This window comes from Oceaniferula flava, from assembly GCF_016811075.1.
Lineage (GTDB): Bacteria > Verrucomicrobiota > Verrucomicrobiia > Verrucomicrobiales > Akkermansiaceae > Oceaniferula > Oceaniferula flava.
This window is the reverse complement of the sequence record NZ_JAFBGL010000005.1, coordinates 141306-165178: the sequence shown is the minus strand read 5'-3', so window position 1 is coordinate 165178 and position 23873 is coordinate 141306. Positions and strand designations below refer to the sequence as shown.

The following is a 23873-nucleotide window of genomic DNA, read 5'->3' as shown; positions in this document are numbered from 1 at the left end:
GGATGGATCAGCCCTCCTGCGGGTTGTGTAGCGGCGGTTCAGAACCGCCTTGAGAGAGTGAAGAAGAAGAGGCAAATTGCCTCTTCGACGGATTACATCCCTGTGATTTCGAGGCCCATTTGGCGGGCGGTGCCGGCAAGGATCTTGGCGGCTTGCTCTGGATCGTTGGTGTTGAGATCGGAGATCTTGGCTTCCACCACTTCCATCAGCTGCTCTTTGGAGATGCTGCCGCAGGACACGGTGTTGGGAGTGCCGGAACCGGAAGCGATCTTGGCGGCTTTCTTGAGAAGCACAGCTGCTGGTGGCTGCTTGGTGATGAAGGTGAAGGATGCGTCCTTGAACACCGTGATGACGGTGGGAAGGAGATCTCCAGCCTGCTTTTGAGTAGCAGCGTTGAAGTCCTTACAGAACTGCATGATGTTAACACCGGCTTGACCGAGGGCGGGACCTACGGGTGGAGACGGGTTGGCTTGACCTGCTTGAATTTGCAGTTTGAGGACTTGTTTTACTTCCTTGGCCATGGTGATGCTTGGTTGTTGGTTCTTTGGTTATGGTTAAATGATTCCGTTATTCACGGCGACATTAAGAGAGTGGATGCAGTGGCCTTAGCCTTTTTCAACCTGCCAAGCTTCGAGCTCGACTGGTGTGGAGCGACCGAAGATGGTCACGGAAACGAGGAGTTTGCCAGTTTCGTGGTCGATTTCCTCGATGATGCCGGTCTGGCCCTCGAAAGGACCGTCGCCAACCTTGACGCTGTCGCCAGTGTCGAAGCTGATGGCCGGGCGAACGCTTTCCTCGCGCTCTTTGATTTGACCAAGCATGCCATCGACCTCACGCTGACGCATGGGGATGGGTTTGTCCTTGGTTCCGGCGAATCCGATGACGCCGTCCATTTCCTTGATGAAGTACCACGTTTTTTCAACGAGGCTGTTATCTTCAGCAAAGAGCTTCATGTTGACGATGATGTAGCCAGGGAAGAACTTGCGTTTGGTTTCGATTTTTTTACCTTTGCGGTTTTCTTCGACACGCTCCTGGGGAACGAGGACTTCGAAGATATAGTCGCCCATTTCCTCGGACTCGACAAGGCGCTTAATGCGGTCGCGCACCTTCTGCTCTTGACCGGAGAGAACGTGGACGACGAACCACTGTTTGCGGGCTTCTGGGATGGCAGGCATAAGATTGGAGTTGAGGGAAGTAGGAAAAAGAAAGTGAGTAGCTCCGTTGCGCCAGAACAAGTGGCAGCCAGACCGGAGCGGCGAGTGATTAGTGACCGAGGCCGGTCAAGAGTCCGATGACCTTGGTGGCGATCACGTCAAAAAGAGAAACAAATCCTGCGAGGAGGATCATAGCAACGAGTACGACGAGAGTGGAATCGACCAACTCTTTGTATTTCTGGAATCCCTTGGCTTTGGGATCGTTATCCCAGGGCCAGGAGGCCTTGCGGAGTTCGGCTTTGACTTCGTGAATGAAGGTGGCGATTTTCCTGAACATACTGCGGTGTAATGGGTTGCCCGAAGACGGGCGAAGTTAATTGTGACGCTGTTTAAAAAAGCTGGCAGGGAAGACAGGACTCGAACCTGCAACTTTCGGTTTTGGAAACCGACGCTCTACCATTGAACTACTTCCCTTTGGTGCTGTTAGCTTTTTTAAAGTGAACCGAGAGATCCGATTCGAGATTGAGAGTGCTTTAGGCGATTGAGGGGCACTTCGACGTTCGAGCCGAAGTGCCCCTGAAAACCAGCCTTTCGGCAATCTGACTACCTCAGGGTGAGACAGTCAGACTTAAGTGTGTTAGGCGATGATCTCACCGACACGACCAGCACCCACGGTGCGGCCACCTTCACGGATAGCGAACTTGTCAGCTTGATCCATGGCGATTGGTGTGATGAGAGTCACTTCCAGCTCGACGTTGTCGCCAGGCATGACCATTTCGACGCCTTCTGGAAGCTTGATGCTGCCAGTCACGTCGGTGGTGCGGAAGTAGAACTGAGGACGGTAGTTACTGAAGAAAGGAGTGTGACGGCCACCTTCATCCTTGGAGAGAACGTAGATCTCACCTTTGAACTGGGTGTGAGGAGTCACGCTGCCTTTTTTGGCGATAACCTGACCACGCTCGAGGTCGTCTTTCTTAAGACCACGCATAAGGAGACCAACGTTGTCACCGGCACGACCTTCGTCGAGCAACTTACGGAACATTTCGATGTCAGTAACGGTGGTGGTTTGAGTGTCGCGGATACCGACGATTTCAACCTCTTCCATTTTCTTAACGATACCGCGCTCAACACGACCGGTAGCGACGGTGCCGCGACCTTCAATGGAGAACACGTCCTCGATAGGCATGAGGAAGTCTTGGTCAACTGGACGTTCTGGCTCAGGAATGTAGCTGTCGACAGCTTCCATGAGCTTAAGGATGTTTGCTTTGTGGTCAGCATCACCTTCGAGAGCTTTAAGAGCGGAACCTTTGATGACTGGGATGTCGTCACCAGGGAATTCGTATGCGCTGAGGAGTTCACGGATTTCCATTTCAACGAGCTCGAGGAGTTCCTCGTCGTCGACTTGGTCAGTCTTGTTCATGAACACAACGAGAGCTGGGACACCGACCTGACGAGCAAGAAGGATGTGCTCACGTGTCTGTGGCATTGGGCCATCAGCAGCGGAAACAACGAGAATACCACCGTCCATTTGAGCGGCACCGGTGATCATGTTTTTAACGTAGTCAGCGTGACCTGGGCAGTCAACGTGAGCGTAGTGACGGTTTTCTGTTTCGTACTCAACGTGAGCAGTGGAAATGGTGATACCGCGCTCGCGCTCTTCAGGAGCAGCGTCGATTTCATCATATGCCTTAGCTTCGCCACCGCTTGCTTCAGCAAGGATGTTGGTGATAGCTGCTGTGAGAGTGGTTTTGCCGTGGTCAACGTGGCCGATGGTGCCGACGTTAACGTGTGGCTTGGATCTTTCGAATGCTTCTTTAGCCATGGTATTTTCTTTGGTTTGTTTGCCCTTGCGGGCCGCTGGTTTTCTTTGTGGTGACGCCGTCCACTTATGAAGCGGGGGAATCGGTGATTTTTTAAGCTGGAGCTCTTGAGCGGATTTGAACCGCCGACCTCGTCCTTACCAAGGACGCGCTCTACCACTGAGCTACAAGAGCATTTAGCCCTAAGATGCCTCCCCTTGATTCACCTGAAAAACCCTGATGTCAAACTCGTTTCCTGAGATTGTATTCAGCGTCTCCACAAGACTTACCGTGGGAAAGCGGGCGGCAAGCTAGCAGAGAGCGGACTTCTGTCAAAAAAAATCTCACCCTTTTCTGCATTTTTCTGGATCACATTGAAATACAGGGGATTTCAGCACGCTTTTAATCGGGGTTGATTGTTGAGAATTACCAAGGGAATGTGCTGAATGCATTGTTTTTGCCGATTTTGGGTCTCTTTCGGGCTCTAAAAACTGATCTGCATAAGCTGACCCGATCTCTGCCCCCTCCCCTAACTAACCTTTGCTCGCCAGCTTTTCGGTGACGGCAATGAGAGCAATGCCCCCTACCAACCAAGCCACGGCCACCCAGGTGTTCGCCAGCATGAGGTCAGGTAGCTCCCGGTGCCACGCGATTACCTTGACCTTGCCATCGATGACGACGGATTCGGCAATCGATTTCCACGGCCAAATAATCACCAGAGAGCCTGCCACGAAACCCGTAATCAGAGCGACGGCGGTATCGTGGTATTTTTTAAACAGCCAGCTGAGCACCCGGGAGAGAACCACCAGCCCCAGCACGGCACCGATTCCGACTGGAATGAGAATAGGCAGGGACTCGGCAAACTTCAGGGCGCGCAAATCGTTGACCGCATTGAGAATGATCAGTTTGTAATTCCCCATCAACAGGAGAATAAACGAGCCGGAAATACCGGGAATGATCATGCTGCACATGCCAGCCGCTCCGCAGACCATGAGATAACCGAGGTTTTTATTTTCTGCCGCCGGCTCCAGAAAGGCGAGCCAAACTGCGATGCCACAACCTAGCAGCAGAGCGACAATCTCGAACGGTCGCCACTTTTTCACCATCTTCCCCACGGAGAAGATCGATGCGAGGATCAGACCGAAGAAAAAGGCATCTACCAGCACCGGACTACTGGCATAGGCATCCTTGAGGATTTTCGCGAGGGTAACGATGCTCGCAAGCACGCCGAGGCCGAGCGAAATCAGGAAACCGAGGTCGACATGTTTGGCAAAGCCGCCGATGTCCATCTTCATCAACATCCTCAGCGCCCGAACATCGAAGGCCTTGAGCGAGTCCAACAGGCGCTGGTAAATCCCGGTAATGAACGCAATGGTGCCGCCCGAGACGCCTGGGACCACATTCGCGGCCCCCATAGCAAAACCCTTGAGGAAGGTGTAGAAATATTCCATGTCTGTATTCAGTGCAAAGTTGTCCGGTATTCAGCGCCATGCCAACCCTGCGGATTGGACAGTCTGAAGACCTCAAACTGAGAACTGAATACCGCCGGTTGCCGGCTTACATTTCAAGCATCATGCGGCTCGGATTCTCAAGGCAGTCCTTGATCCGAAGCAGGAAGGTCACCGCCTCTTTGCCATCCACCAAGCGGTGGTCGTAGCTCAGGGCAAGATACATCATCGGCAGGATGACCACTTCACCATTCACCGCCATTGGACGCTGCTGGATGGTGTGCATGCCGAGGATGCCACTTTGTGGCGGGTTCAGGATCGGAGTGCTCAGCAGGGAGCCGTAGACACCGCCGTTGGAGATGGTGAAGACACCACCCTGAAGGTCGGCGAGTTCGATCTTACCCTCCTTTGCTTTCATCGCGTAATCGAGGATATCCTGTTCGATCTCGGCGAAGCCTTTCTGATCGCAATCGCGGAGAACCGGAACCACGAGACCTTTTTCGGTGCCGATGGCGACGCCGACGTCGTAGAAATTATTTTCGATGATGTCAGTGCCGTCGATGCGAGCATTGATACCGGGAACATCCTTCAGCGCCTGCACGGTGGCTTTGACGAAAAACGACATGAAACCGAGCTTGCAGCCGTGTTTTTTGACAAACTCTTCCTGTACCTCTTTGCGCAGCTTCATCACGGCGGACATGTCCACCTCGTTGAAGGTGGTCAGGATGGCGGCGGTTTGCTGGGCGTTGACCAGGTGGCTGGCGATCTTGCGACGCAGCATCGACATCTTCTTACGTGTGGTGCGACCGTTGTCCTCGCTTTGCGCTTGGCCTGCACGCTCTGGAGCGTCAGGGACCACCGAGAGATCGGGTTTCGAGCTCGCAGGCTGTGCCGGTGCGGATGGCGCGGCTGCCGGAGCAGGAGCTGCAGCCGGTGTCGGTTTAGCGGCGGGTGCTTCAGCAGCTGGTGCGGGAGCGGACTCGGAACTGGCTGCCGGTGCGGCACCCACGATCAACTTTGCGATGAGTGTGCCGATATCGACCTCTTCGCCTTCAGCCACGATGATCTCGAGCACGCCGTTATCATCGGCTTCGAGTTCGTTGGAAATCTTATCGGTCTCCAAGGTGACCAAGCTGTCCCCTTTGGCGACGGCGGCTCCGTTGGAAACATGCCAGCGACCAACGCTGGCGGAAGTGATGGACTCACCAACGGCGGGAACTTTGATCTCGATCACCTTTCCCTCGTCCGCCGAGCTGGCTGGAGCAGGATCGCTGACAGCTGGTGCAGAGCTTTCTGGAGCCGACTCTTGAGGAGCTGCGGCACCTTCTTCGATCTGTGCCACCACGGTGCCGATCGCGACTTCTTCGCCTTCCGGCACGAGAATCTTCAGCGTGCCTGCGGCGTCGGCCTCGAGGTCATTGGACACCTTATCGGTCTCAATCGTGAGAACGGTATCGCCTTTATTAACAGATTCGCCGTCTTGTTTGTGCCAGCGTGCGACATTGGCGGAGGTAATGGACTCTCCGACGTTGGGTATCTTGACTTCAGTAGCCATGGGAAATGATAGTGGTTAGGTGGTGTGGTGAGATATTAAACTTCGAAAGCCTGCTCGATCAGCATGAGCTGTTCGCGCTTGTGCATTGCCTTGGAGCCAGCTGCGGGGCTGGATGATGGTTTGCGACCTGCGTAGCGGATGTGACCTTCGAGGATTTCCTGGAGGCGCGGCACGATGTAGCTCCATGCCCCCATGTTCTTAGGCTCTTCCTGGGCCCATACCCACTTCTTGGCATTGGGATACTGGCTGAGGATGAGCTCGAGCATCTGGTCGTTAAACGGGTAGAGTTGCTCGATACGAATGATCGCGGTGTTATCGATCTCCTTCTCGTCGCGGTATTCCGCCAAATCATAGAAGACCTTGCCGGTGCAGAAGACGACGCGTTCGATGTCCTCCGGCTTGTCGAAGTCCTTGATGTCGGGAAGGATTTCTTGGAAGCATGCGCCCTCGAGGAAGTCGGCCTCGGTGGACACGGCTTCCGGACGGGTCAGCAGACTCTTGGGAGTCATCAGCACCAGCGGCTTGCGGAAGCTCCGTTTTTTCTGGCGACGGAGAATGTGGAAATACTGGGCTGGAGTGGTTAGGTTGGCCACCTGCATGTTCTTCTCGGCACAGAGCTGAAGGAAGCGCTCGAGACGGGCGCTGGAGTGTTCTGGCCCCATGCCTTCGTAACCATGAGGAAGCAACATCACCATGCTGCTCGGTGTCTGCCATTTAGATTCGGCGGAGGAGATAAACTGATCGATGATGACCTGAGCACCGTTGGCGAAATCGCCGAACTGAGCTTCCCACATGATCAACATGTTGGTGCAGCCGAGCGAGTAACCGTAGTCGAAACCTAAGACAGCGGCTTCGGAAAGCAGACTGTTGTAAACGCAGAACTTCGCTTGGTCGTCAGAAACGTGGGTGAGAGGAATGTAGCGCTCGCGGGTTTCCGAATCATAGAACACGGCGTGACGGTGACTAAAGGTGCCACGGCGAACGTCCTGACCGGAAAGGCGAACAGGATTCCCCTCCATCAGCAGCGATCCCCATGCCAGTGACTCGGCGAAGGCCCAGTCGAAGTGAGTTCCTTTTTCCAACGCCTCTTTCCGACGAGGAATAAAGCGCTTGGCCAGGGTGTTGTGAAGATTGAATCCTTCGGGGATGGTGGTGAGCACTTTGCCGACGTGTTGCAGAGCCTCACGGGTGATACCGGTGGGAACCGGTGCGTGTGAGTAAGATGGCTGAGGCTCCGCGGTGGAACCACTGAAGACGGTGCGATCACCGGCATCCATGTGCTTGACCATTCTCTGGTAACCCGCTTCGAGAGCTTCTTCGATCTCGCTCTGGATACCATCGGCCTCCTGCTGAGACAGAGCGCCCTCTTGCACCACGCGGGCTTTGTAAAGGTCGCCAATCGGCTTGCGGGCGTCGACTTTCTTGTAAATGTGCGGCTGGGTGAACGCAGCCTGGTCAGCCTCGTTGTGGCCGTGGCGACGGTAGCAATACATATCGATCACCACATCGCGACCGAAACGTTGTCTGAACTCAAGCGCTGTGATCGCAGCCCAAGCCAGCTCGGTGGGTTCCTCACCATTGACGTGAATGATGGGAGCCTCGATCATTTTTGCCACGTCCGTTGCGTAGTCCGACGAGCGGGCATCTTCCGGCATGGTGGTGAAGCCGATCTGATTGTTGATGATCAGGTGGATGGTGCCGCCGGTGCGGTAGCCGGGCAGCTGGGAAAGGTTCAAGACTTCTGCGACAGGCCCCTGACCCGCAAAGGCGGCGTCACCGTGAAGCAGGATGGGCAGCACCTTGGTGCGATCGCTCTTGGCTCCATCATCGCCAATCATGCGCTGGCGAGCGCGGGCTTTACCTTCCACCACAGCATTCACCGCTTCCAGGTGGCTGGGGTTGGCAGCGAGGCTGACGCGGATCTCGCCCTCTGGCAGCTCGCGGAAACCTTCGTATCCGAGGTGGTATTTGACGTCGCCGTCACCGGCCACCAGGTCTGGCACGTAGTTCGGTGTGAATTCGTAAAGCAGTGTGGTCAACGACTTGCGCAAGAAGTTGCGCAGCACGTTCAGACGACCGCGGTGGGCCATGCCCATCTCGATCTCCATCACGCCAGCGGTAGGACACTGTTCAAGGATGGTATTCAGCACCACCATGGCACCTTCACCGCCCTCGAGGGAGAAGCGTTTTTCACCGAGGAACTTCTTCGCAATAAACGACTCGAAAAGCTGGGACTCCAATAACCAACGCAGCACCTGTGCCTTATCGATTTTCATCCGTGGCTGGGTCTGGAAGCGCTGCTCAATGCGAGCACGAATCCAATTGCGAACCTCCGTGTTGTGGATGTGCATGAACTCGAAGCCAATGTATCCGGAATAGGTCTCCTCAAGTGCTTCGACCATATCGCGCAGCTTCATTGTCTGCCCGGTGCGGAAAAACTGGGTGGAGACTTCACGATCGAGATCGCTATCGTCCAGACCGAACTGAGACAGCTCGAGACGTGGATTGCGTGCGCCACCTTCGTCCAGTGGGTTCAGATGGGCCTGAGTGTGGCCGAGGGTGCGGTAGTTGTAGACAAGGCTAACAACCTTACCGCGGAAATTCAAAGAGTGCTCGCTAACAGTATCCCCAACAGGTGCAGCGACTCCGGCAGCATCTGCCTTCTTTTTCAGCTGAGTATGGCCAAGTTCAAAGCCTTCGAAAAATGCGCACCAATCAGAACTGACTGACTGTGGGTCTTCGCACCATTGGTTATAATTTTGCTCCAGCAATTCAGCGTTAAAACGAGAGGAAACGGACGATTTCATAAGTGGAAAAAAATGATGCTTTCGCGGTGTGGTGAGTTTTTCGTGCTTGGTGTGCGCTGAAACTTGGGCCTAAGTAATGGCACGCCCCCCAAGAGTCAACGCGCAAGGCGTTTTTTTCTCACTATTTCCCTATTTTCTCAATCCTTTGCATCACCTTTTATGATCGACGTCCGCAACCTCAGCAAACGCTACGGAAGACACACCGCTGTCAACGACCTCACTTTCGAGGTTGGCGCCGGAAAAATTGTTGGATTCCTCGGGCCTAACGGCGCGGGAAAAACCACCACGCTCCGGATGCTTACCGGCTACCTCCCACCTTCGTCCGGGAGCGCGAATATCGCCGGCTACGACATCTTCAGGCAGTCGCTCAAAGCCCGCCGCAACATCGGCTACATGCCGGAGAACGTGCCACTTTATGACGACATGCGGGTGCGCGAATACCTCAAATACCGCGCTCAGATCAAAGGACTTAAAGGCAAGCAGGCACGCACCAACATTGCCGAAGCCATGGACCTCTGCGGCCTGACCCACGTGCGCCGGAAAATGATCAAAACGCTCTCCAAAGGATACCGTCAACGGGTCGGCCTCGCCGATGCCCTGGTGCACAAACCGGACCTGCTGATCCTCGACGAACCGACCAATGGGCTCGACCCCAACCAAATCCGCTCAATCCGTAACCTGATCAAGCGACTGGGAGAAACGCATACGATTCTGGTTTCCACCCACATTCTCCATGAGGTGGAAATGACCTGCGATCACGTCATCATTATCGATGAAGGCAAAATCAAAGCCACCGGCTCGCCGGCCGAACTGGTACATAACATGCGCACCGCAGGAAAAATCACCGTGGAGCTGCTCGCCGATGCCGAGACGGCCGCCGGCGCAATTGGACGACTCGAACACGTCAAAAAAGTCATCACCGAAACCACCAGTGATGAGTGGTCCAAGTTCTCCGTGCTGGTGGACTCCGGCACTGACACCCGCGAACGCATTGCCAACATAGCAAGCCAATACGGCTGGCCGATGCGCACCCTGCACCGCCAGAAATCAACACTGGAGGAGGTCTTCGTGGAATTGACCCGCAAGGATTAAGAAGAAGCCCGGCCGAACCGGCTCCTAGCGTAGACACCTGGGTAAAAAAACGATCGGTGCCCTGACGTATCAGGACACCGACCATACACACATACGATATCCGGAATTTCACCGGGAGATCGAAACACGACGAATACACAACTTTCGTCGCCTGTAATTACGTCACGAATTGGGACCTATTACATATTTCCGAAAAAAAATCACCGCCTAAGCTTGAGCCGGCAATTCAATGGTGCCGCCATCGTTGGGAGCAGCTTCGGCACTGGCCTTGGCGCGCTCGCGCATCTTATCGGCGGCATCACGTCCTGCCGCCGCGCCCTTCGCCAGTCCATCTTTGACGGACTGTGGCAGGAACTCATTGGCAAAGGCACTGGCGAAAAATGCACCGTAAGCCGCTCCGTAGGCCGCATCATGCACGGCATCTGAGATTGCCCCTTTAATCTTGGGGGCTGCCTCTTTGGCTTTTTCCGTAGCATCATCCTTGGCCGATTGAAACGCCTCCGAGCAGGACTCAAAGTGACGTTTGGCATCGCATTCTTGATCGTGATTGTCGTTATGTTTGTTGGTTTCCATGGTTTTGTTGTTTGATTTTTCGTTTTCTGTTAGTTTCATAAGAACCCGCCGGATACCCCAGCCAAGCCTTATTTCGATACATGGATTAAAACACAGCTATTTCCAATCCATGGTTACAATCGTCCATGTTGATTATAACGCCAGTGAAAATCCACCCAAGGCGTTAAATACGAGTCAGTCCCAGCGACTCCAATCGCCCCGTAAAGTCAGCAGGCAGTCGACCCCGACTACTCGCGCTGCACTCCATGCGCGCCAGGAAGATCCGACCATCATCCAGCACCTCCTCAGCGAGCAGAAGTCGCAGTCCGTTACGCTCCAGATCCCAGTCGCTATCATTTTCCAGCGTGCACCAGCCGTCATGAGTCAACTCTTCCAGCACCTCTATGCGCGACACGCTGGACGCACTCCACCATTTCGATTCATACTCATTGAAGGTCTCCATGCTATCGACCAGAATGAATGACTTGCGCTTCGGCACCTTTTCCAAACTCGACCGCCAGCCCAAACTGAACCACCAGCGCGAGAAACTTCGAATCCAAGGTTGAATATTCTCGGCGAGAGCCAGCCGACGTCGAGCTTTCCGAGAGCAGTAGCCATCGCGCAAGGGGCGTTGCGGCTGCATCGTCAGGACCAGCTGCTGGTAGCCAGCGGTGCCCATCGGGCCGTGATAGATCACACTCCCTTGGTCGGCACACATTGCACCTCCGGCATAGACATGCCCCTGCCAGCGTGCGCCACCAGCTCTACGAAATCGCTCCGGATGATCGCGCATCAGCAAAGCCTCCGCCTTACCGTAGCCATACTGCTGCTTGAAATACCGCCACAGCGAGGTTCGCCGTCGGTGCCAGACAAAGGCAGCACCGTGAAACCCCATGCGAAAGCCTGCTTTACTTAGTCGCCAGCAGAAGTCGACATCATCGCCAGCCACCCGGTAATTGCCGTCAAATCCACCGATCGTGACAAAGGCGTCTTTTTTCACCACCAAATTACACCCCGGTAAATGCTCGGCCTGTTGATCGCCTAATAAAACATGCGATGGCGCTCCAGGCGCCGAGGCCACCACCGCTTCATCCAAACGTTCCTCACCATGCCCCTCAGCCGCTGGCTCCGGAGGTAAATTCGGTCCCCCACAGGCGTCCCAACCATGTTTACCAAAGGCATGGGCCAACCACGTCAGCCAGGCGGCGTCCGGTTCACAATCGTCATCGGTGTAAGCAATAATCTCTCCCCGGGCTGCTTTCGCCCCCACGTTACGAGCCACACTCAAACCTCCGTGTTCGATGGAAATTAAACGGACCTGATCATACTCAGCGACCACCTGTTCGAGATCATCGTCTGAACCGTCGTCGACCACGATGATTTCATAATGAGGGTAGGTCATTGCCGTTAGAGCCGCGAGGCAGCGGTGCATACGGTGCGCACCATTGTAAGTGCAGACCACCACGGAAAACATCGGCCCGTCGGCCACATTCAATCCGTCTTCCGGTTGTTGGATTGATGGCAACTTGGCTGCCAGGGCATGGAAGGCTGGCTTCTCGCGCCCTTGTCGATCGGTCAAGCCGAAGTCCCAATCGGTCATCACTCGCTGACCATTCAGCCAGCAATCGCTCCAAGAATAAATCGTCAGTCCCGCCATGCCCGCACTGAGCGATTCATCGAATGCCCACTGCAGAACCTCACTCTGCCGGTCTTCACCGCCGCGGCGTGTGTCCAAGCCGAACTCACTGAGCAGCACCGGACGATCTCCTGCGACATTGTGCAGGCGCGGCAAGTAGGCGGCGAACTGCTCGCGCTGCTCCAGATAGACATTCATCGCGGTGAAGTCCGCATTCGAAGGTTCGAGGAATTCCGTGGTCGGGAAACTGGCATAGCCGTAGAGCCGGTCCGGCTGCACCGCCCTAGCCTGCTCAATGAGCTGCTCAATCACTCGGCGGACCTTGTTCACCCCCATCCAGCGGACCATGTCGGCAGGGATCTCGTTGCCCACCAGGAGACCGGCCAGCGCCGGGTGTTGCCCCCAACTTTTCAAACCATGATCGAGTTTCAGTCGGGCCTCCGCCAGCAGCGACGGCTGCGAAATAAAATCCCGCCCCTGGTCCCAGGACAAACCGGCAAAGACCCAGAGCCCCGCCTCGGCCGCGGCGCCCAACAGCGCCAGATCCGGTTCGTGGTAGAGTCGAATCGCATTAAATCCCGCCTGCCGAATCCTCTGCAGCTCAGGAAGTGGCTGTGCCAGATGCTCGGGCAGCGGCTCCGGAAAAGGCCCGTAGGTCACCATCTTCAAGAACACTCGCCGACCTCCTGCACGGAAAAATTTCCCGTCCACTTGCAAGCGCTGCATGTTCTCTCGAGGCACGAGGTATTTTCTAAACTCGAAATGTTAAATACCAAATACCAAAATGCCGACAGCGAGACATTTCGGATTTCGCGTTTGGTATTTGAAGTTTATCGATTGCCACTTAATAAGCAGACGTGCTCCGAACCACCGACTTCGACTACCACCTGCCCGATGAACTCATCGCCGACCGACCGCTCGACGATCGCGCAGCCTCGCGCATGATGGTCATCCACCGCGACTCTGGAAAAATCGAACACCGCATGTTCACCGACATCACGGAGTATCTTCAGCCCAATGACTTGCTGGTGCTCAACGATACCAAAGTCACCCCCGCCCGCTTTTTTTCCAACGATGGGAAGATCGAACTCGTCTGCACCCACAAGATTTCCGAACTCGTCTGGGAATGCCTGGTGCGCCCCGGGAAAAAGATGAAGCCGGGACGCACGGTGGAAATTGGCGACGCCACCGGCACTGTCGAGAGCATCTTGGAAAGTGGCAACCGTATCATCCGCTGGAACCAAGCGGTCGACGAAGAAACCCACGGCCGCCTCGCCCTGCCCCACTACATGAACCGCGAGAGCGACGTGGAAGACCGCGATCGCTACCAGACCACCTTCGCCCGCGAAGAAGGCGCCATCGCCGCTCCCACCGCCGGCCTGCACTTCACTCCAGAGATCCTCGCCAAGCTCAACCACACATTCCTAACACTCCACGTCGGTGTTGGCACCTTCCGCCCGGTGAAAGCGGAGTTCGTCAAGGACCACGAAATGCACTCGGAACGATTCCATCTCAGCCAGGAAAGCGCCGACCGCATCAACGCTGCGAAGCAGACGGGTCGAGTCGTCTCCACCGGCACCACCTGCACCCGCGTGCTCGAATCCCTGGCAAAGGATTTGCATCCAATCGAACTAACAGCAACCAGCGGCGAAACAGACATCTTCATCAACCCGCCCTACAATTTCAAAGTGGTCGATGTGCTGCTCACCAACTTCCACCTCCCCCAGAGCACCCTCATCATGCTGGTCTCCGCCTTTGCCAACCGAGACCTCATTCTTTCTGCCTACGAGGAAGCAGTGCGTGAAAAATACCGCTTCTTTTCCTACGGCGACTGCATGCTCATCCTTTAACGCCCCATGACCCCCACCCCTAACAAAACCCAAGGCTGGATTCTCGGCGCGGTGATCTTCGTCATGGGCGGCTGCGGCCTGGCTTACGAATACACTTTTTCAAGGATTGCCTCCGACTTGCTCGGCAACAGCGTGCAGCAGTGGGCTGTGGTGATTGCCATCATGCTGTTCTGCATGGGCATGGGCGCGGAGGTGCAGCGCTTTATTCCGGCGCGGCGGGTGGTTTCGGCGATGTTGGGGTCGCAGTTGTTGTTAGCCTTGTTGGGCGGCTTTGGTCCGCTGCTGATGCTGCTGGCCTTTTCCTACGCTCCCTATCAGTTCGGACTGGTGCACTACTCGCTGATCAGTGTGATTGGGCTACTCATCGGCTTTGAAATCCCCCTGATCACTCGGATCAATGAGGGTTATTCGGAGGACATCCGGAACAACCTCGCACGGGTGTTGAAAATGGACTACATCGGCGCACTGGCGGGCGGCTTGCTATGGATCTTTGTATTGCCGAAATTTTTCTCCCTGCACCAGACGGCATACATTCTGGCATTTCTCACCGTGGCCGCGACTTTGCTCTGCTGGTTTTTCTTTCGCAAACAAACTCGACACCCGGCACTCATCTTGGCGGGGATTGTGGTGACGACTGGTGCGCTTGGAGTGGGTGTGGCGAAGTCGCACCGCTGGTCGCTGCACGCCGAGCAGCAGCTCTATCTCGATCGCGTCATCTTCTCCGAGAGCACCCAGTATCAGCACATTGTTCTCACCAAAGACAAGAACTCCAACCTGCGCTGCTACATCAACGGCCACATTCAATTCTCGTCCACCGATGAGTTTATCTACCACGAAATGTTAGTGCACCCGCCGATGCAGCTGCTGACCCACCGAAAGCGCATCCTCGTGCTCGGTGGTGGCGACGGTTTGGCGGTGCGCGAGCTCCTCAAGTATCCAGACGTCGAAGAGATTGTCTTAGTGGATCTCGACCCGGAAATGACTCGGCTCGCGGCCGAGCAAGCGGATCTCGTCGGCATCAACGAAGGCAGCCTGACCGACGCGCGCGTGCAGACGATTTCCAACCAGGCGATCACTTCAGACGGCCCATACCAACTGGAACTCCCCCACCAACGCCGCACCATTCAACCGGGAAATCCTCACTCGCCAGAACTGCAAGTGATCAATCTGGACGCCATCGCCTACGTGCAGCAGGCGACGGGAAGCTTCGATTGCATCATCCTCGATTTCCCCGACCCCTCCAGCCCAGATCTGGCCAAGCTCTACAGCCTGCCATTCTACCAAGCGCTCAAAAGCAAACTCAATGCCGACGGCGTGATCGTCCAGCAGTCCACCTCACCGTATCGGGCTAAGGAGGCATTTTTATGCATCGGCCGCACACTCAGAGCCGCCGGATACAGCGCCATCCCCTATCACGACCACGTGCCGTCCTTCGGTGAGTGGGGGTGGTGGATCGCCGCGCATCAAGGCACACAATCCGAGCCTGAACTCCGTCAGAGGCTTTCCAAAGTCGATGAACTCCCCCAAGATCTCCGCTACCTCACACCCGACCTCATCCGCGCAAGTCTCTATTTTGGCAAAGGATCGCTCGACACAGCTCACGAAACCATCTCAACATTGACCCGACCCTCAGTCTTAGAGTATTACCTACAAGGCTGGAACTACTAACAACCGCTACTCCCACGATGCTTCACCGACTCCTCATTCTCCCCCTGGCTGCCGCCGCCCTCCTTCTCACCGGTTGCGGCAGGAACAACACCGAATACGTCACCACCATCGTGCACACCGCAGCGGATGGACTGAACCTGCAAGCGGTCACCGATCTCGCGACCAAGGTAAAAACAGCCAAGGAGTTCGAAGAGAAGCTCAACGAAAAAGGTAACACGGTCAACAATCTCGACCTCAATGAGGACAACAAGGTGGACTACATCAAGGTCACCGAGATCAATGACGGCGGCCAGCACGGCTTCTCGCTGACCACCGAATTAAGTGCGGAGGCAGGCGAGGAACAGGAGCTCTGCGTGATCCAGTTCGAGCAAGAGGGCGAGAAACAAGTCACCGTGCAAACCCACGGCAATGAGCACATTTACGGCAACAATCACTACTACCATCACCGCACTTCGATGACTGATGTGCTGCTGTGGAGCTACCTGATCAGCTCGCACCGCCCCTATTACTCCTCCTGGGGATACAATAACTACCCCGGCGGCTACTCCAACTACGCGCCCAGATCGCAGGCGGCATACGCCAATCACCACAAGGCCCAGCCCTACAGCAAAAATGTTACCGCCAGCAGCAAGCCGGCCGTGGCGAAGCCTATCAAGTCGCCCAACTTCAACAAAACCGCCACCAAAATCAAGGCGCCACTGAAGAACCCGACCAGTAGCCAGAAGAGTTTTCAAAAACGCAACCCGTCCAAGACTCTGACCAGCCGCAAAGGCTTCGGCTCACGATCCTCGAGCTCATCCTCACGCTTCGGCAGTTCCTCCTCATCCCGCTCACGCAGCTCCTTCGGCGGCGGAAAATAATCTCCCCCTAACATTCACATCCCATGTTCGATAACGCATTCGATTTCTCCCCGCTCAGTGACCTCGCCGACTGGCGGGTGGCCGTTTACCTCATCGTCGCCGCCGTCATCCTCTGGCTGGCCAAGCTGGTGAACCAAGCCTGCGCCGGCTACTCGCTGAACGATCAGCTCACCAAAGAGGACAACAAAGCGGTCGCCGTTTCCTTCGCCGGATTCCTGCTCTCCCTCTGCCTCGTCATCCACGGCATCCTCACCGCACCTGCCAGCCTCAAGGTGCTGGAGGCGGATGAAAATGCATGGCTGCTCGACCTCGGAAGCACCGCCGTCTGGTCCGGCATCGCCTGCATCCTTCTGCTGGTTTCCCGCGTCTTTAACGACAAGGTGCTCTTTCCCAAGTTTTCCAACAAAAAGGAACTCGTCACCGATCGCAACATCGGCATGGGAGCGGCTCAGGCCGGTTCCTACATCGCCACCGCCCTGGTAATCCGCGCGGTGTTAGGCGATGAAGAGTCCGGCACCTTCGTGGCCGAGCTGGGCGCCGCCCTTGTCTGGTTTGCCATCACCCAGGCCTTGTTATTTGTCTTCTGCTTCATCTATCAGAAATGCACCCGCTTCGATCTCCACGCAGAGATCGAGCGCGACAATGCCGCTGCGGGCGTGGCTCTGGGTGGCAGCTTGGTGGCATTCGGTCTGCTGCTTGGTTTCTTTGTCAAAAGCTACGACAGCCTGATCGCACTCGCCATCTGGGGAGTCGTCTCCGCCTTCCTGCTGATCATCACGCGGGTGGTTATGGACAAGTTGCTGCTCTCCGGCGCCCATCTTGATGATGAGATCCACCAGGACCAAAACTGGGGCGCCGCACTGATCGAGGTCTCCACCGCCGTGGGTGTCTCCCTCCTCATTCAAGGCGCCTTTTTCTAAGCATCCCCCATGTATTCCGTCATTCACTTTTCCATCTCACCGGAGGAAATCAAAACCTTCGCAGGCACCTTTCTGCTCACCTTGATGCAGAAGGAGAACCGCAGCTACGATGTGCTGCTGCCCAACGATGAGGCGTATCTGCAGTCGAGCCTCACCTGGCTGCAGGTGAAGGAGCTGGTCGAGATCAACGACAAGCATCACTACGTGCTCACCGAGAAAGGCAAGGCCAAGGCCACCGCTTTCGCCGCGCGCTACCGCACCCTGCTTACCTACTTCGATCTTTTCTCCGCCGTCGATCTGGCCGAGGGTGAGTTCGCCTTTGCCGAGTTTGGAAATTTCAATTCCACCGCGGCCTGGGAGCGCTTCCTCGACGACGAGCGCTGGGAGGATCTCCGCATCCCCATCATCGAACACCTCGGCGGCAGTGCCGTGGAGATGGTTTACTGCCAGTTCGTCCAGGAAGATCGCTTGGCCGGAGGCAATACCTACTGGCCGCTGGAAATGAACTCCGGCAACCTCTGGGATGAGATTTTAGAAATCTGCAACAGTGCGATCAAACCCATCGACTTGGCGTATCCAGATGATCATCACGAAGGCGGCACGATCTCCGGAGAAGAGGTGTTAGACGACATCGCCGAGCAAGGATTCATGCTGCTGCGCGAGCTCCATCCGTCCGATGTCGAGATCCACAGCAACCTGCAAGCGTGGTATCCGCTGAAAGACCGACACAATTACGACATCCCCGTGCCCCTGCCCGGCTGGGACAAGCCGATCTGGCAACAGCCGTGGAACTTGGACTAAGCGATCTCTAACCGCGACCGATGCCATGCTCTTCATTATTCTGCGCCGCTTGCTCCAACTGGGGAAAATATCTCTGTTAGGGCGTATCTGCATCGCTCTTTCGGGCGCGTTTTTACTCAACCTCATCTTCGGTATCGGCTTTTATTACGCCGAGCGCGATATCCAGACCGAGCTCACTCTCACCGACTCTATCTGGTGGGCGATGGTCACCATGACCACGGTCGGCTATGGCGATTATTACCCGCAGTCGTTCATCGGTCGCTTCTTCATCGCTTACCCCTGCTTCATCCTCGGCATTGGCCTGATCGGTTACCTGTTAGGAAGCCTTGCCGAGGCCCTCATTGATTTCACCGCCCGTAAACGTAAAGGACTAGCCCCTTGTAAAATGAAAAACCACATCATCATCTGCCACTGCCCCTCAGAGACCAAAGTCCTGCAGATCGTGCAGGAGATCCGCGCGACGCCGAAACACCGTGACACCCCCATCGTGTTACTCTGCAATAGCATCGAGGAAATCTCGCACACCATGCGCAAGGAAGGGATCGAGTTCGTCAAGGGAGACCCCACCGATGACCTGGCTCTCGAGCGGGCGAACATTCGGCTGGCATCCGGCGCATTCATCCTCGCCAAAGACGCCCACAGCGCAGCCAGCGATGCCTGCACCTACGCCATCGGTTCCATCATCGAACACATCGAAGAAGAAACCGGCAGCAGCATCAACACGGTGGCAGAGCTGGTTAATGAGCGAAGCCTGCGCATGGTCAGCCACTCCAGCATCGATAGCGCGGTGGCCACCGAGGGCATCTGCGATCGCATCCTGGTGCAGGAATTTCTCCACCCCGGGTTGCACGGTGTCTTTTCCCAACTGCTGTCGAACAAAGTCGGCAGCCAGCTCTATATCTTCGATACCAAACTCAAGGGCAAACCAATCTTCGAGCTGCAAAAAGCCGCCTTGGACAGCCCCGAGGAGCTGCAAATCATCGGTATCAAACGTGGCGACGAAAGCATGCTGAACCCGGCCAAATCGGTGGTCATCGAACCGGACGACCAACTTTTTGTCCTCACGGAAAAACGGCAGCATTTTGTCGCTTTCGAAAATTCTCTGATCGCTTAAACTCCCCCCATGTCCCCCACCGCAGCGTCCTCGCATCCAGCCCCCGGAGTCCATTACCTTCTGGAGTGTGCCGACTGTGCACCGGCGCTGCTCACCGAACTTCCCCTGCTCAAGCAGACTCTCGAACAAGCGGCGCGGCAGGCGGGAGCTACCGTGGTGGAGACTGTGCTGCACCAGTTCAACCCGCACGGACTGAGCGGCGTGGTGGTCATCGCGGAAAGCCACATCGCCATCCACACTTGGCCGGAACACGGCTACGCGGCACTCGATGTCTTCACCTGTGGTCTGCCGGAGATTGCGGAAAACATCACCACTCAGCTGCTCGACGCCTTCAAGCCGGGGAAACACACCCTCACACGGCTGGAGCGCCGACCACCGGCACTTGAGACGGCTTCAGTGCCACACTGATTTCACCGTCTTTTCACCCTCGGTTCATCATCTTTTCACGCAGTGGAGCCATTCTCCGCCTCGTTATGAATGAACCAAGCACAACCACTTCCGCCGATCTCAAACCGACCGCAGCCGAATTTGCCACCCTCTGGTCTCAGCGTCTCGCCGGACCGGCCGTCACCGTTTTCAGCTACGGCCTGATCATTGGCCTAGCCCTGACGGGTCTCGGCGTGATGGCCGTTTCTGCCATCACTTGGCTATTTTCGGGAGCCGACTGGTTCTGCGGTATCGGCCTGCTCACCGGCGGCATTTTTCTCGCCTCGGCTTCCGTGCTATTCCTCGGCCAGCTGACACGCACCGGTGAGGCCATTTCGCGCAACGGTAAGACGCCAGATCCTGCATAAACCTCTTGCAATCCTGCGCAGAGAGATTAAGAACCCCTCGCTGTCAGGGCTGTGGAGTGCCGGCAGATGAATTTGGTCAGGACCGAAAGGTAGCAGCCACAGTTTGTCCGTCATTGCCGCAGTTCCTGGCAGTATTTTTTTTGGCCCTGTCGGGCGTATTCAGTTGGAAGTATTCAGGATTCAGTGCTTAAAAGGGGGCATGGCCAACGACGATATCCGAGCTCAACTGAAATCCATCCTTCTTGAAAAATCCGTCCGCACCGGCGAATTCACACTCGCCTCCGGGAAAAAGTCCGATCTGTATATCGACTGCCGGGTCACCGCCATGGATCCGGTCGGAGCCACCTTGATTGGCAAGCTCGGCTGGGACACTGTGAAGGCCGAACTCAGCGAACGCGGCGTCGAAGCCAACTCCATCGGCGGCATGACCCTAGGTGCCGACCCGATCTCTCTGGCCGTCGGCATGACCTCTGCCAGCGATGAAAAACCGCTCCAGGTGTTCACCGTGCGCAAGGAACCCAAAGGCCACGGCAAGGGTAAGCAAATCGAAGGGAACTTCAATCAAGGCGATACCATCGTCATCGTCGATGACGTCATCACCACCGGCGGATCCACCCTGAAAGCGGCCGATGTGCTTGAAGCCTCCGGCGCCAAGATTGCATTCGCTCTGGTTCTGGTCGATCGCGAAGAAGGTGGCCGCGAAGCCATCGAAGCTCGTGGTATCCCAGTGGTTTCCCTTTTCTCCCGCAGCACCCTGCTGGACTAGGTTTCCCCTTTCCAAGATTCCATAATCCATCAGAACGCATCGCTGTGAATATCGAGATCATCAACACCGGCAGCGAGCTTCTGCTGGGAACGACCCTGAACACCCACGGCGCGTGGATGGGCATGGAATTGTTAGGACTGGGGCTACGTGTCCAGCGGCAGACCACGGTCCCGGATGGTGAGGCCATCATCACCGCTCTGGGCGAGGCGATGGAACGCAGCGATGCGGTCATCATCACCGGCGGCCTCGGCCCCACCAGCGATGATATTAGCCGCGAAGCCGCAGCGGAAGTTCTCGGCGTGGATCTGATCACGGATGAGGCCGCATTGCGCTCGCTCGAAGCCTTCTTCGCATCACGTGGTCGGCCGATGGCGGAGTCGAATAAAAAGCAAGCGCTCAACCCGGTAGGCGCCGACATCCTCCCCAACCCCAACGGCACTGCCCCCGGCATCTATGCGCCGCCGCGTATGAGTGGCGATCGCCTATGCGCCCTCTTTTTACTCCCTGGACCACCGAACGAACTTCGCCCCATGTTCCGCGCCGAGGTGCTGCCTCGCCTGCGTGCCTTGGCTGGAGTCTCGGGAGATTATCAAATGCAGGTGCTGCGGTGCACCGGCGTCGGCGAAAGCGACTTCCATCAGGACCTTGACGTGCAACTCAATGCCATCGAAGGCTTGGAAATTGGTTACTGCGCCCGGCCAGCCGAAGTGGACCTTCGATTGATCGGAAAAGCCGAGGCCGTTCGCAAGGCCGCCAGCATTGCCCAGGCTGCTTTTCCAGAACAATGCTTCAGCGCCTGTGATGAAAACCTCGAACAGGTGCTGGTGCGCCTGCTCAGCGAGCAGGGCAAGAAACTCGCACTCGCCGAGAGCTGCACCGGAGGTCGGATCGCCAGCCGCGTCACCGACGTTTCCGGCGCCTCGCAGGTATTCACCCACGGCTTCGTCACCTATGCCAATGAGGCCAAGGTCGAGATGTTGGGTGTTCCCGCCGACGTCATCGAACGCCACGGCGCGGTCAGCGAAGAAGTCGCCATCGCCATGGCTGAAGGCGCGTTGAAATCGTCCGGCGCGGATATCGCCGCCTCGGTCACCGGCATTGCCGGGCCGACGGGTGGCACGGAGGACAAACCGGTGGGCACCGTGTGGATCGGTATTGCCATCGCAGGCAAAAGTTACGCCGTGCACCGCTGCCACAACCGTGGTCGCGAAGTCTTTAAGCAGGTGGTCAGCCAGACCGTTCTAGATTTCCTGCGCAGAGAGCTGCTTGCCAATTCAAAATAGCAGCGGCAAAAGCAGCAAGGCCACAGCGCTCATAACCACCCAGGTGATGACGCCCACACCCAGCGCCTTGGCTCCCGATTTCAGCATCGGCTTTAAGTGCACCTGCAAGCCAATGGCGCCCATTGAGAGTGCTAGTAGCCACTTGGATACGCTGCCCAGCAAATCGCTCAGAGGCATTCGAACCACGCCTGCCTGATCTGGAGAAAACTCCAACACCGGCAACCAGCCAAGAGCGCGCACGGCAGCCAGTGCCACAAAACCCCAGACAAACCAAGGGATGTAGCGCCACAGCTGTTGGCGTTTCTGAGAACCTGCGCCAGCCCCCCGAGAAGTGACAGCCAGAGCAGTGAGCAAGACCACCGGAGCGAGCAAGGTCACTCGTGTTAATTTTACCAAGGTCGCCATCACCGCAGCATCCGAGCCATGGCTTTCACCGGCAGCGATCACCTGCGGCACCGCATGAATCGTCGCACCAGTCCAAGCACCAAAAAGCTCCGCACTAACGGGCATCACCCACAGGCTCATAACACAGGTGAACATCGCAAGAAGGCCGACCAAATTCACCACGCCAACGGTGACCACCACGTCTTCATCGTCGGCGGCACATACGGGTGCCGTGGCAAGGATCGCGCTGCTGCCGCAGACGGCAGTTCCAATTCCTAACAGATAAGCAGCCCGACTGCTCATGCCGAACCATTTCCCAGTGGTATAAGCCACTGCAATGGCCACTAGCATCAGCCCGATCACCAAAGCGAACAAACCCACTCCGATGCCTCCCAGAGCTCGTAAATCCATATTCGCGCCCAGGCAGACCACTGCCGCAGGAATGCACCAAGCGGTGATCCATTGGCATCCTTCGCGGACACGGTTGACCGGAATGACGTTGGCAACCAACATACCTAGCAAAATAGCTAACACCGAAACCCCTAGCGGGTGTTCCAAGGTCGCGCCTTCGAATGTAAACGGAGCAAATGGCAGCGTGTGCATCCACCAGCCCAGCGCGGTCACTGCCAGCGCTGCGAGTAATCCTACCCAGGCGTTACTCTTGCTGCCAGTTTTGGAGTTGGACTCCTCAGCTGGCCAATCGGTCCACGCCCCTTCCATCGAGGCCAGCGAAGCAAAACCGCCGCTCTCCAACTGGTCATACAGGCTTGGCCTGTTCGGCGCAGCCACCGGCTTTTCTCCGACTAATGCCATCTGAGCTAAATGCCGCAGCCATCAATGTGGCCTTCGTTGATCGGTTCGTAGATCTTTGTCTTTGGCGAATCAATCATCCACGTTTTCATGCTACGCAGAGGCGGCGAGTAGATGTGCAAGGTGACCAAATCTTGATCGGTGGATTGCAAATTAGCCACCTGATGGATGTCGGCATCTTCGGAAACAAGCACCTGGCCATAAGAATAATCTTCCGAGCTGACGGCTTTGATGTAGCCGCTCGGTGTCCTTTCGAAGACGGTCTCTGTGCCCGTGCCTTCGATAATTTTCACGCCACAGACTGAGCTTGCGTGGTCGTGAATAGGGCTGCGCTGGCCACTTTTCCAACAAAGGCAAAGCAACTCCACGGCGTCACTCTCGAACACCATATTGCGACGATAACCAGAGGCATTGTATTGAACGAACTCCCCCATGTCCTCGGCAGTCACATCAGCCTCTAACATGTGCTGACGAAGCACCTCCATATCCGGTCGATGTTTCACCTGTGCCAAGTAATCAATCAGTGGTTGAAGCTTCTCTGGGAACGTGACCGTCATCATTGGCGGCAAAATAACCACTC

22 protein-coding genes, 2 tRNA genes and 1 other RNA gene are annotated in these 23873 nt (G+C 56.2%); 12 read left to right on the top strand and 13 right to left on the bottom strand.

What is annotated here, in order from left to right:
* Positions 1 to 92: 92 nt before the first annotated feature.
* The 9 genes from rplK to JO972_RS09195 form a co-directional block, all read right to left on the bottom strand.
* Positions 93 to 521, bottom strand: a complete 429-nt coding sequence (gene rplK / locus JO972_RS09235; protein ID WP_309489748.1) for a 50S ribosomal protein L11 — start codon at positions 519 to 521, stop codon at positions 93 to 95.
* Between the two features lie 84 nt (positions 522 to 605).
* Positions 606 to 1175 carry a transcription termination/antitermination protein NusG gene (gene nusG / locus JO972_RS09230; protein ID WP_309489747.1) on the bottom strand — a complete coding sequence of 190 codons (570 nt, stop codon included), beginning with the start codon at positions 1173 to 1175 and terminating at the stop codon, positions 606 to 608.
* An 88-nt stretch (positions 1176 to 1263) separates the two neighbouring features.
* Positions 1264 to 1491 carry a preprotein translocase subunit SecE gene (gene secE, locus JO972_RS09225; RefSeq protein WP_309489746.1) on the bottom strand — a complete coding sequence of 76 codons (228 nt, stop codon included), beginning with the start codon at positions 1489 to 1491 and terminating at the stop codon, positions 1264 to 1266.
* 62 nt (positions 1492 to 1553) lie between these two features.
* Positions 1554 to 1628, bottom strand: a tRNA-Trp gene (locus JO972_RS09220).
* A gap of 163 nt (positions 1629 to 1791) precedes the next feature.
* Positions 1792 to 2976, bottom strand: a complete 1185-nt coding sequence (gene tuf, locus JO972_RS09215) for an elongation factor Tu (RefSeq protein WP_309489745.1) — start codon at positions 2974 to 2976, stop codon at positions 1792 to 1794.
* A gap of 97 nt (positions 2977 to 3073) precedes the next feature.
* Positions 3074 to 3148, bottom strand: a tRNA-Thr gene (locus JO972_RS09210).
* Between the two features lie 338 nt (positions 3149 to 3486).
* The gene (locus tag JO972_RS09205; RefSeq protein WP_309489744.1) at positions 3487 to 4404 is read right to left on the bottom strand and encodes a DUF368 domain-containing protein; all 918 of its coding nucleotides are present in this window, start codon (positions 4402 to 4404) and stop codon (positions 3487 to 3489) included.
* Between the two features lie 106 nt (positions 4405 to 4510).
* Positions 4511 to 5956, bottom strand: a complete 1446-nt coding sequence (gene sucB, locus JO972_RS09200) for a dihydrolipoyllysine-residue succinyltransferase (RefSeq protein ID WP_309489743.1) — start codon at positions 5954 to 5956, stop codon at positions 4511 to 4513.
* 35 nt (positions 5957 to 5991) lie between these two features.
* A complete protein-coding gene (locus JO972_RS09195; protein ID WP_309489742.1) occupies positions 5992 to 8763 on the bottom strand; it encodes a 2-oxoglutarate dehydrogenase E1 component in 2772 nt (923 codons plus the stop codon).
* A gap of 159 nt (positions 8764 to 8922) precedes the next feature.
* Here JO972_RS09195 and JO972_RS09190 point away from each other — a divergent pair, with 159 nt between their 5' ends.
* Positions 8923 to 9855, top strand: a complete 933-nt coding sequence (locus JO972_RS09190; protein ID WP_309489741.1) for an ABC transporter ATP-binding protein — start codon at positions 8923 to 8925, stop codon at positions 9853 to 9855.
* Between the two features lie 207 nt (positions 9856 to 10062).
* Here the strand turns inward: JO972_RS09190 and JO972_RS09185 are convergent, their stop codons facing one another.
* Both JO972_RS09185 and JO972_RS09180 read right to left on the bottom strand, forming a co-directional pair.
* Positions 10063 to 10467: a hypothetical protein gene (locus JO972_RS09185; protein WP_309489740.1), complete on the bottom strand. Its 405-nt coding sequence runs from the start codon at positions 10465 to 10467 to the stop codon at positions 10063 to 10065.
* A 124-nt stretch (positions 10468 to 10591) separates the two neighbouring features.
* Entirely contained in the window at positions 10592 to 12784 is a 2193-nt protein-coding gene (locus JO972_RS09180; protein ID WP_309489739.1) for a glycosyltransferase, read from the bottom strand.
* Positions 12785 to 12900: 116 nt separating this feature from the next.
* Between JO972_RS09180 and queA the strand changes: the two genes are divergently transcribed.
* The 11 genes from queA to JO972_RS09125 all read left to right on the top strand — a co-directional run bounded on the left by queA (position 12901) and on the right by JO972_RS09125 (position 22099).
* The gene (gene queA, locus JO972_RS09175; RefSeq protein WP_309489738.1) at positions 12901 to 13893 is read left to right on the top strand and encodes a tRNA preQ1(34) S-adenosylmethionine ribosyltransferase-isomerase QueA; all 993 of its coding nucleotides are present in this window, start codon (positions 12901 to 12903) and stop codon (positions 13891 to 13893) included.
* Between the two features lie 6 nt (positions 13894 to 13899).
* On the top strand, positions 13900 to 15561 hold the full coding sequence (locus JO972_RS09170; protein ID WP_309489737.1) for a polyamine aminopropyltransferase: 1662 nt from the start codon (positions 13900 to 13902) through the stop codon (positions 15559 to 15561).
* Positions 15562 to 15578: 17 nt separating this feature from the next.
* Positions 15579 to 16421, top strand: a complete 843-nt coding sequence (locus JO972_RS09165) for a hypothetical protein (protein WP_309489736.1) — start codon at positions 15579 to 15581, stop codon at positions 16419 to 16421.
* Positions 16422 to 16444: 23 nt separating this feature from the next.
* Positions 16445 to 17341 carry a DUF350 domain-containing protein gene (locus tag JO972_RS09160; protein WP_309489735.1) on the top strand — a complete coding sequence of 299 codons (897 nt, stop codon included), beginning with the start codon at positions 16445 to 16447 and terminating at the stop codon, positions 17339 to 17341.
* Positions 17342 to 17350: 9 nt separating this feature from the next.
* Complete coding sequence (locus JO972_RS09155) at positions 17351 to 18142, top strand: hypothetical protein (RefSeq protein ID WP_309489734.1); 792 nt, start codon at positions 17351 to 17353, stop codon at positions 18140 to 18142.
* A gap of 25 nt (positions 18143 to 18167) precedes the next feature.
* On the top strand, positions 18168 to 19256 hold the full coding sequence (locus JO972_RS09150) for an ion channel (protein ID WP_309489733.1): 1089 nt from the start codon (positions 18168 to 18170) through the stop codon (positions 19254 to 19256).
* Between the two features lie 9 nt (positions 19257 to 19265).
* The gene (gene speD, locus JO972_RS09145) at positions 19266 to 19664 is read left to right on the top strand and encodes an adenosylmethionine decarboxylase (RefSeq protein WP_309489732.1); all 399 of its coding nucleotides are present in this window, start codon (positions 19266 to 19268) and stop codon (positions 19662 to 19664) included.
* Between the two features lie 65 nt (positions 19665 to 19729).
* Positions 19730 to 20050, top strand: coding sequence for a hypothetical protein (locus JO972_RS09140; protein WP_309489731.1), 321 nt, complete (start codon positions 19730 to 19732; stop codon positions 20048 to 20050).
* 41 nt (positions 20051 to 20091) lie between these two features.
* Positions 20092 to 20184, top strand: an RNA gene (ffs, locus tag JO972_RS09135) — signal recognition particle sRNA small type.
* Positions 20185 to 20249: 65 nt separating this feature from the next.
* Positions 20250 to 20816 (top strand): orotate phosphoribosyltransferase, encoded by a 567-nt coding sequence (gene pyrE / locus JO972_RS09130; RefSeq protein ID WP_309489730.1) that lies wholly within the window; start codon positions 20250 to 20252, stop codon positions 20814 to 20816.
* A gap of 44 nt (positions 20817 to 20860) precedes the next feature.
* On the top strand, positions 20861 to 22099 hold the full coding sequence (locus tag JO972_RS09125) for a competence/damage-inducible protein A (protein ID WP_309489729.1): 1239 nt from the start codon (positions 20861 to 20863) through the stop codon (positions 22097 to 22099).
* On the opposite strand, the gene JO972_RS09120 is transcribed toward JO972_RS09125, so the two are convergent.
* Both JO972_RS09120 and JO972_RS09115 read right to left on the bottom strand, forming a co-directional pair.
* Positions 22091 to 23296, bottom strand: a complete 1206-nt coding sequence (locus JO972_RS09120; RefSeq protein WP_309489728.1) for a YeiH family protein — start codon at positions 23294 to 23296, stop codon at positions 22091 to 22093. The two genes, JO972_RS09125 and JO972_RS09120, sit on opposite strands and share 9 nt — an antisense overlap.
* Positions 23297 to 23301: 5 nt before the next feature.
* Positions 23302 to 23853 (bottom strand): cysteine dioxygenase, encoded by a 552-nt coding sequence (locus JO972_RS09115; RefSeq protein WP_309489727.1) that lies wholly within the window; start codon positions 23851 to 23853, stop codon positions 23302 to 23304.
* Between the last annotated feature and the right edge of the window lie 20 nt (positions 23854 to 23873).

Coding starts and splice junctions, on each gene's coding strand:
- rplK (WP_309489748.1), bottom strand. CDS start 521: ATGGCCAAGGAAGTAAAACAAGTCCTCAAACTGCAAATTCAAGCAGGT.
- nusG (WP_309489747.1), bottom strand. CDS start 1,175: ATGCCTGCCATCCCAGAAGCCCGCAAACAGTGGTTCGTCGTCCACGTT.
- secE (WP_309489746.1), bottom strand. CDS start 1,491: ATGTTCAGGAAAATCGCCACCTTCATTCACGAAGTCAAAGCCGAACTC.
- tuf (WP_309489745.1), bottom strand. CDS start 2,976: ATGGCTAAAGAAGCATTCGAAAGATCCAAGCCACACGTTAACGTCGGC.
- JO972_RS09205 (WP_309489744.1), bottom strand. CDS start 4,404: ATGGAATATTTCTACACCTTCCTCAAGGGTTTTGCTATGGGGGCCGCG.
- sucB (WP_309489743.1), bottom strand. CDS start 5,956: ATGGCTACTGAAGTCAAGATACCCAACGTCGGAGAGTCCATTACCTCC.
- JO972_RS09195 (WP_309489742.1), bottom strand. CDS start 8,763: ATGAAATCGTCCGTTTCCTCTCGTTTTAACGCTGAATTGCTGGAGCAA.
- JO972_RS09190 (WP_309489741.1), top strand. CDS start 8,923: ATGATCGACGTCCGCAACCTCAGCAAACGCTACGGAAGACACACCGCT.
- JO972_RS09185 (WP_309489740.1), bottom strand. CDS start 10,467: ATGAAACTAACAGAAAACGAAAAATCAAACAACAAAACCATGGAAACC.
- JO972_RS09170 (WP_309489737.1), top strand. CDS start 13,900: ATGACCCCCACCCCTAACAAAACCCAAGGCTGGATTCTCGGCGCGGTG.
- JO972_RS09165 (WP_309489736.1), top strand. CDS start 15,579: ATGCTTCACCGACTCCTCATTCTCCCCCTGGCTGCCGCCGCCCTCCTT.
- JO972_RS09160 (WP_309489735.1), top strand. CDS start 16,445: ATGTTCGATAACGCATTCGATTTCTCCCCGCTCAGTGACCTCGCCGAC.
- JO972_RS09155 (WP_309489734.1), top strand. CDS start 17,351: ATGTATTCCGTCATTCACTTTTCCATCTCACCGGAGGAAATCAAAACC.
- JO972_RS09150 (WP_309489733.1), top strand. CDS start 18,168: ATGCTCTTCATTATTCTGCGCCGCTTGCTCCAACTGGGGAAAATATCT.
- speD (WP_309489732.1), top strand. CDS start 19,266: ATGTCCCCCACCGCAGCGTCCTCGCATCCAGCCCCCGGAGTCCATTAC.
- JO972_RS09140 (WP_309489731.1), top strand. CDS start 19,730: ATGAATGAACCAAGCACAACCACTTCCGCCGATCTCAAACCGACCGCA.
- pyrE (WP_309489730.1), top strand. CDS start 20,250: ATGGCCAACGACGATATCCGAGCTCAACTGAAATCCATCCTTCTTGAA.
- JO972_RS09120 (WP_309489728.1), bottom strand. CDS start 23,296: ATGGCATTAGTCGGAGAAAAGCCGGTGGCTGCGCCGAACAGGCCAAGC.
- JO972_RS09115 (WP_309489727.1), bottom strand. CDS start 23,853: ATGATGACGGTCACGTTCCCAGAGAAGCTTCAACCACTGATTGATTAC.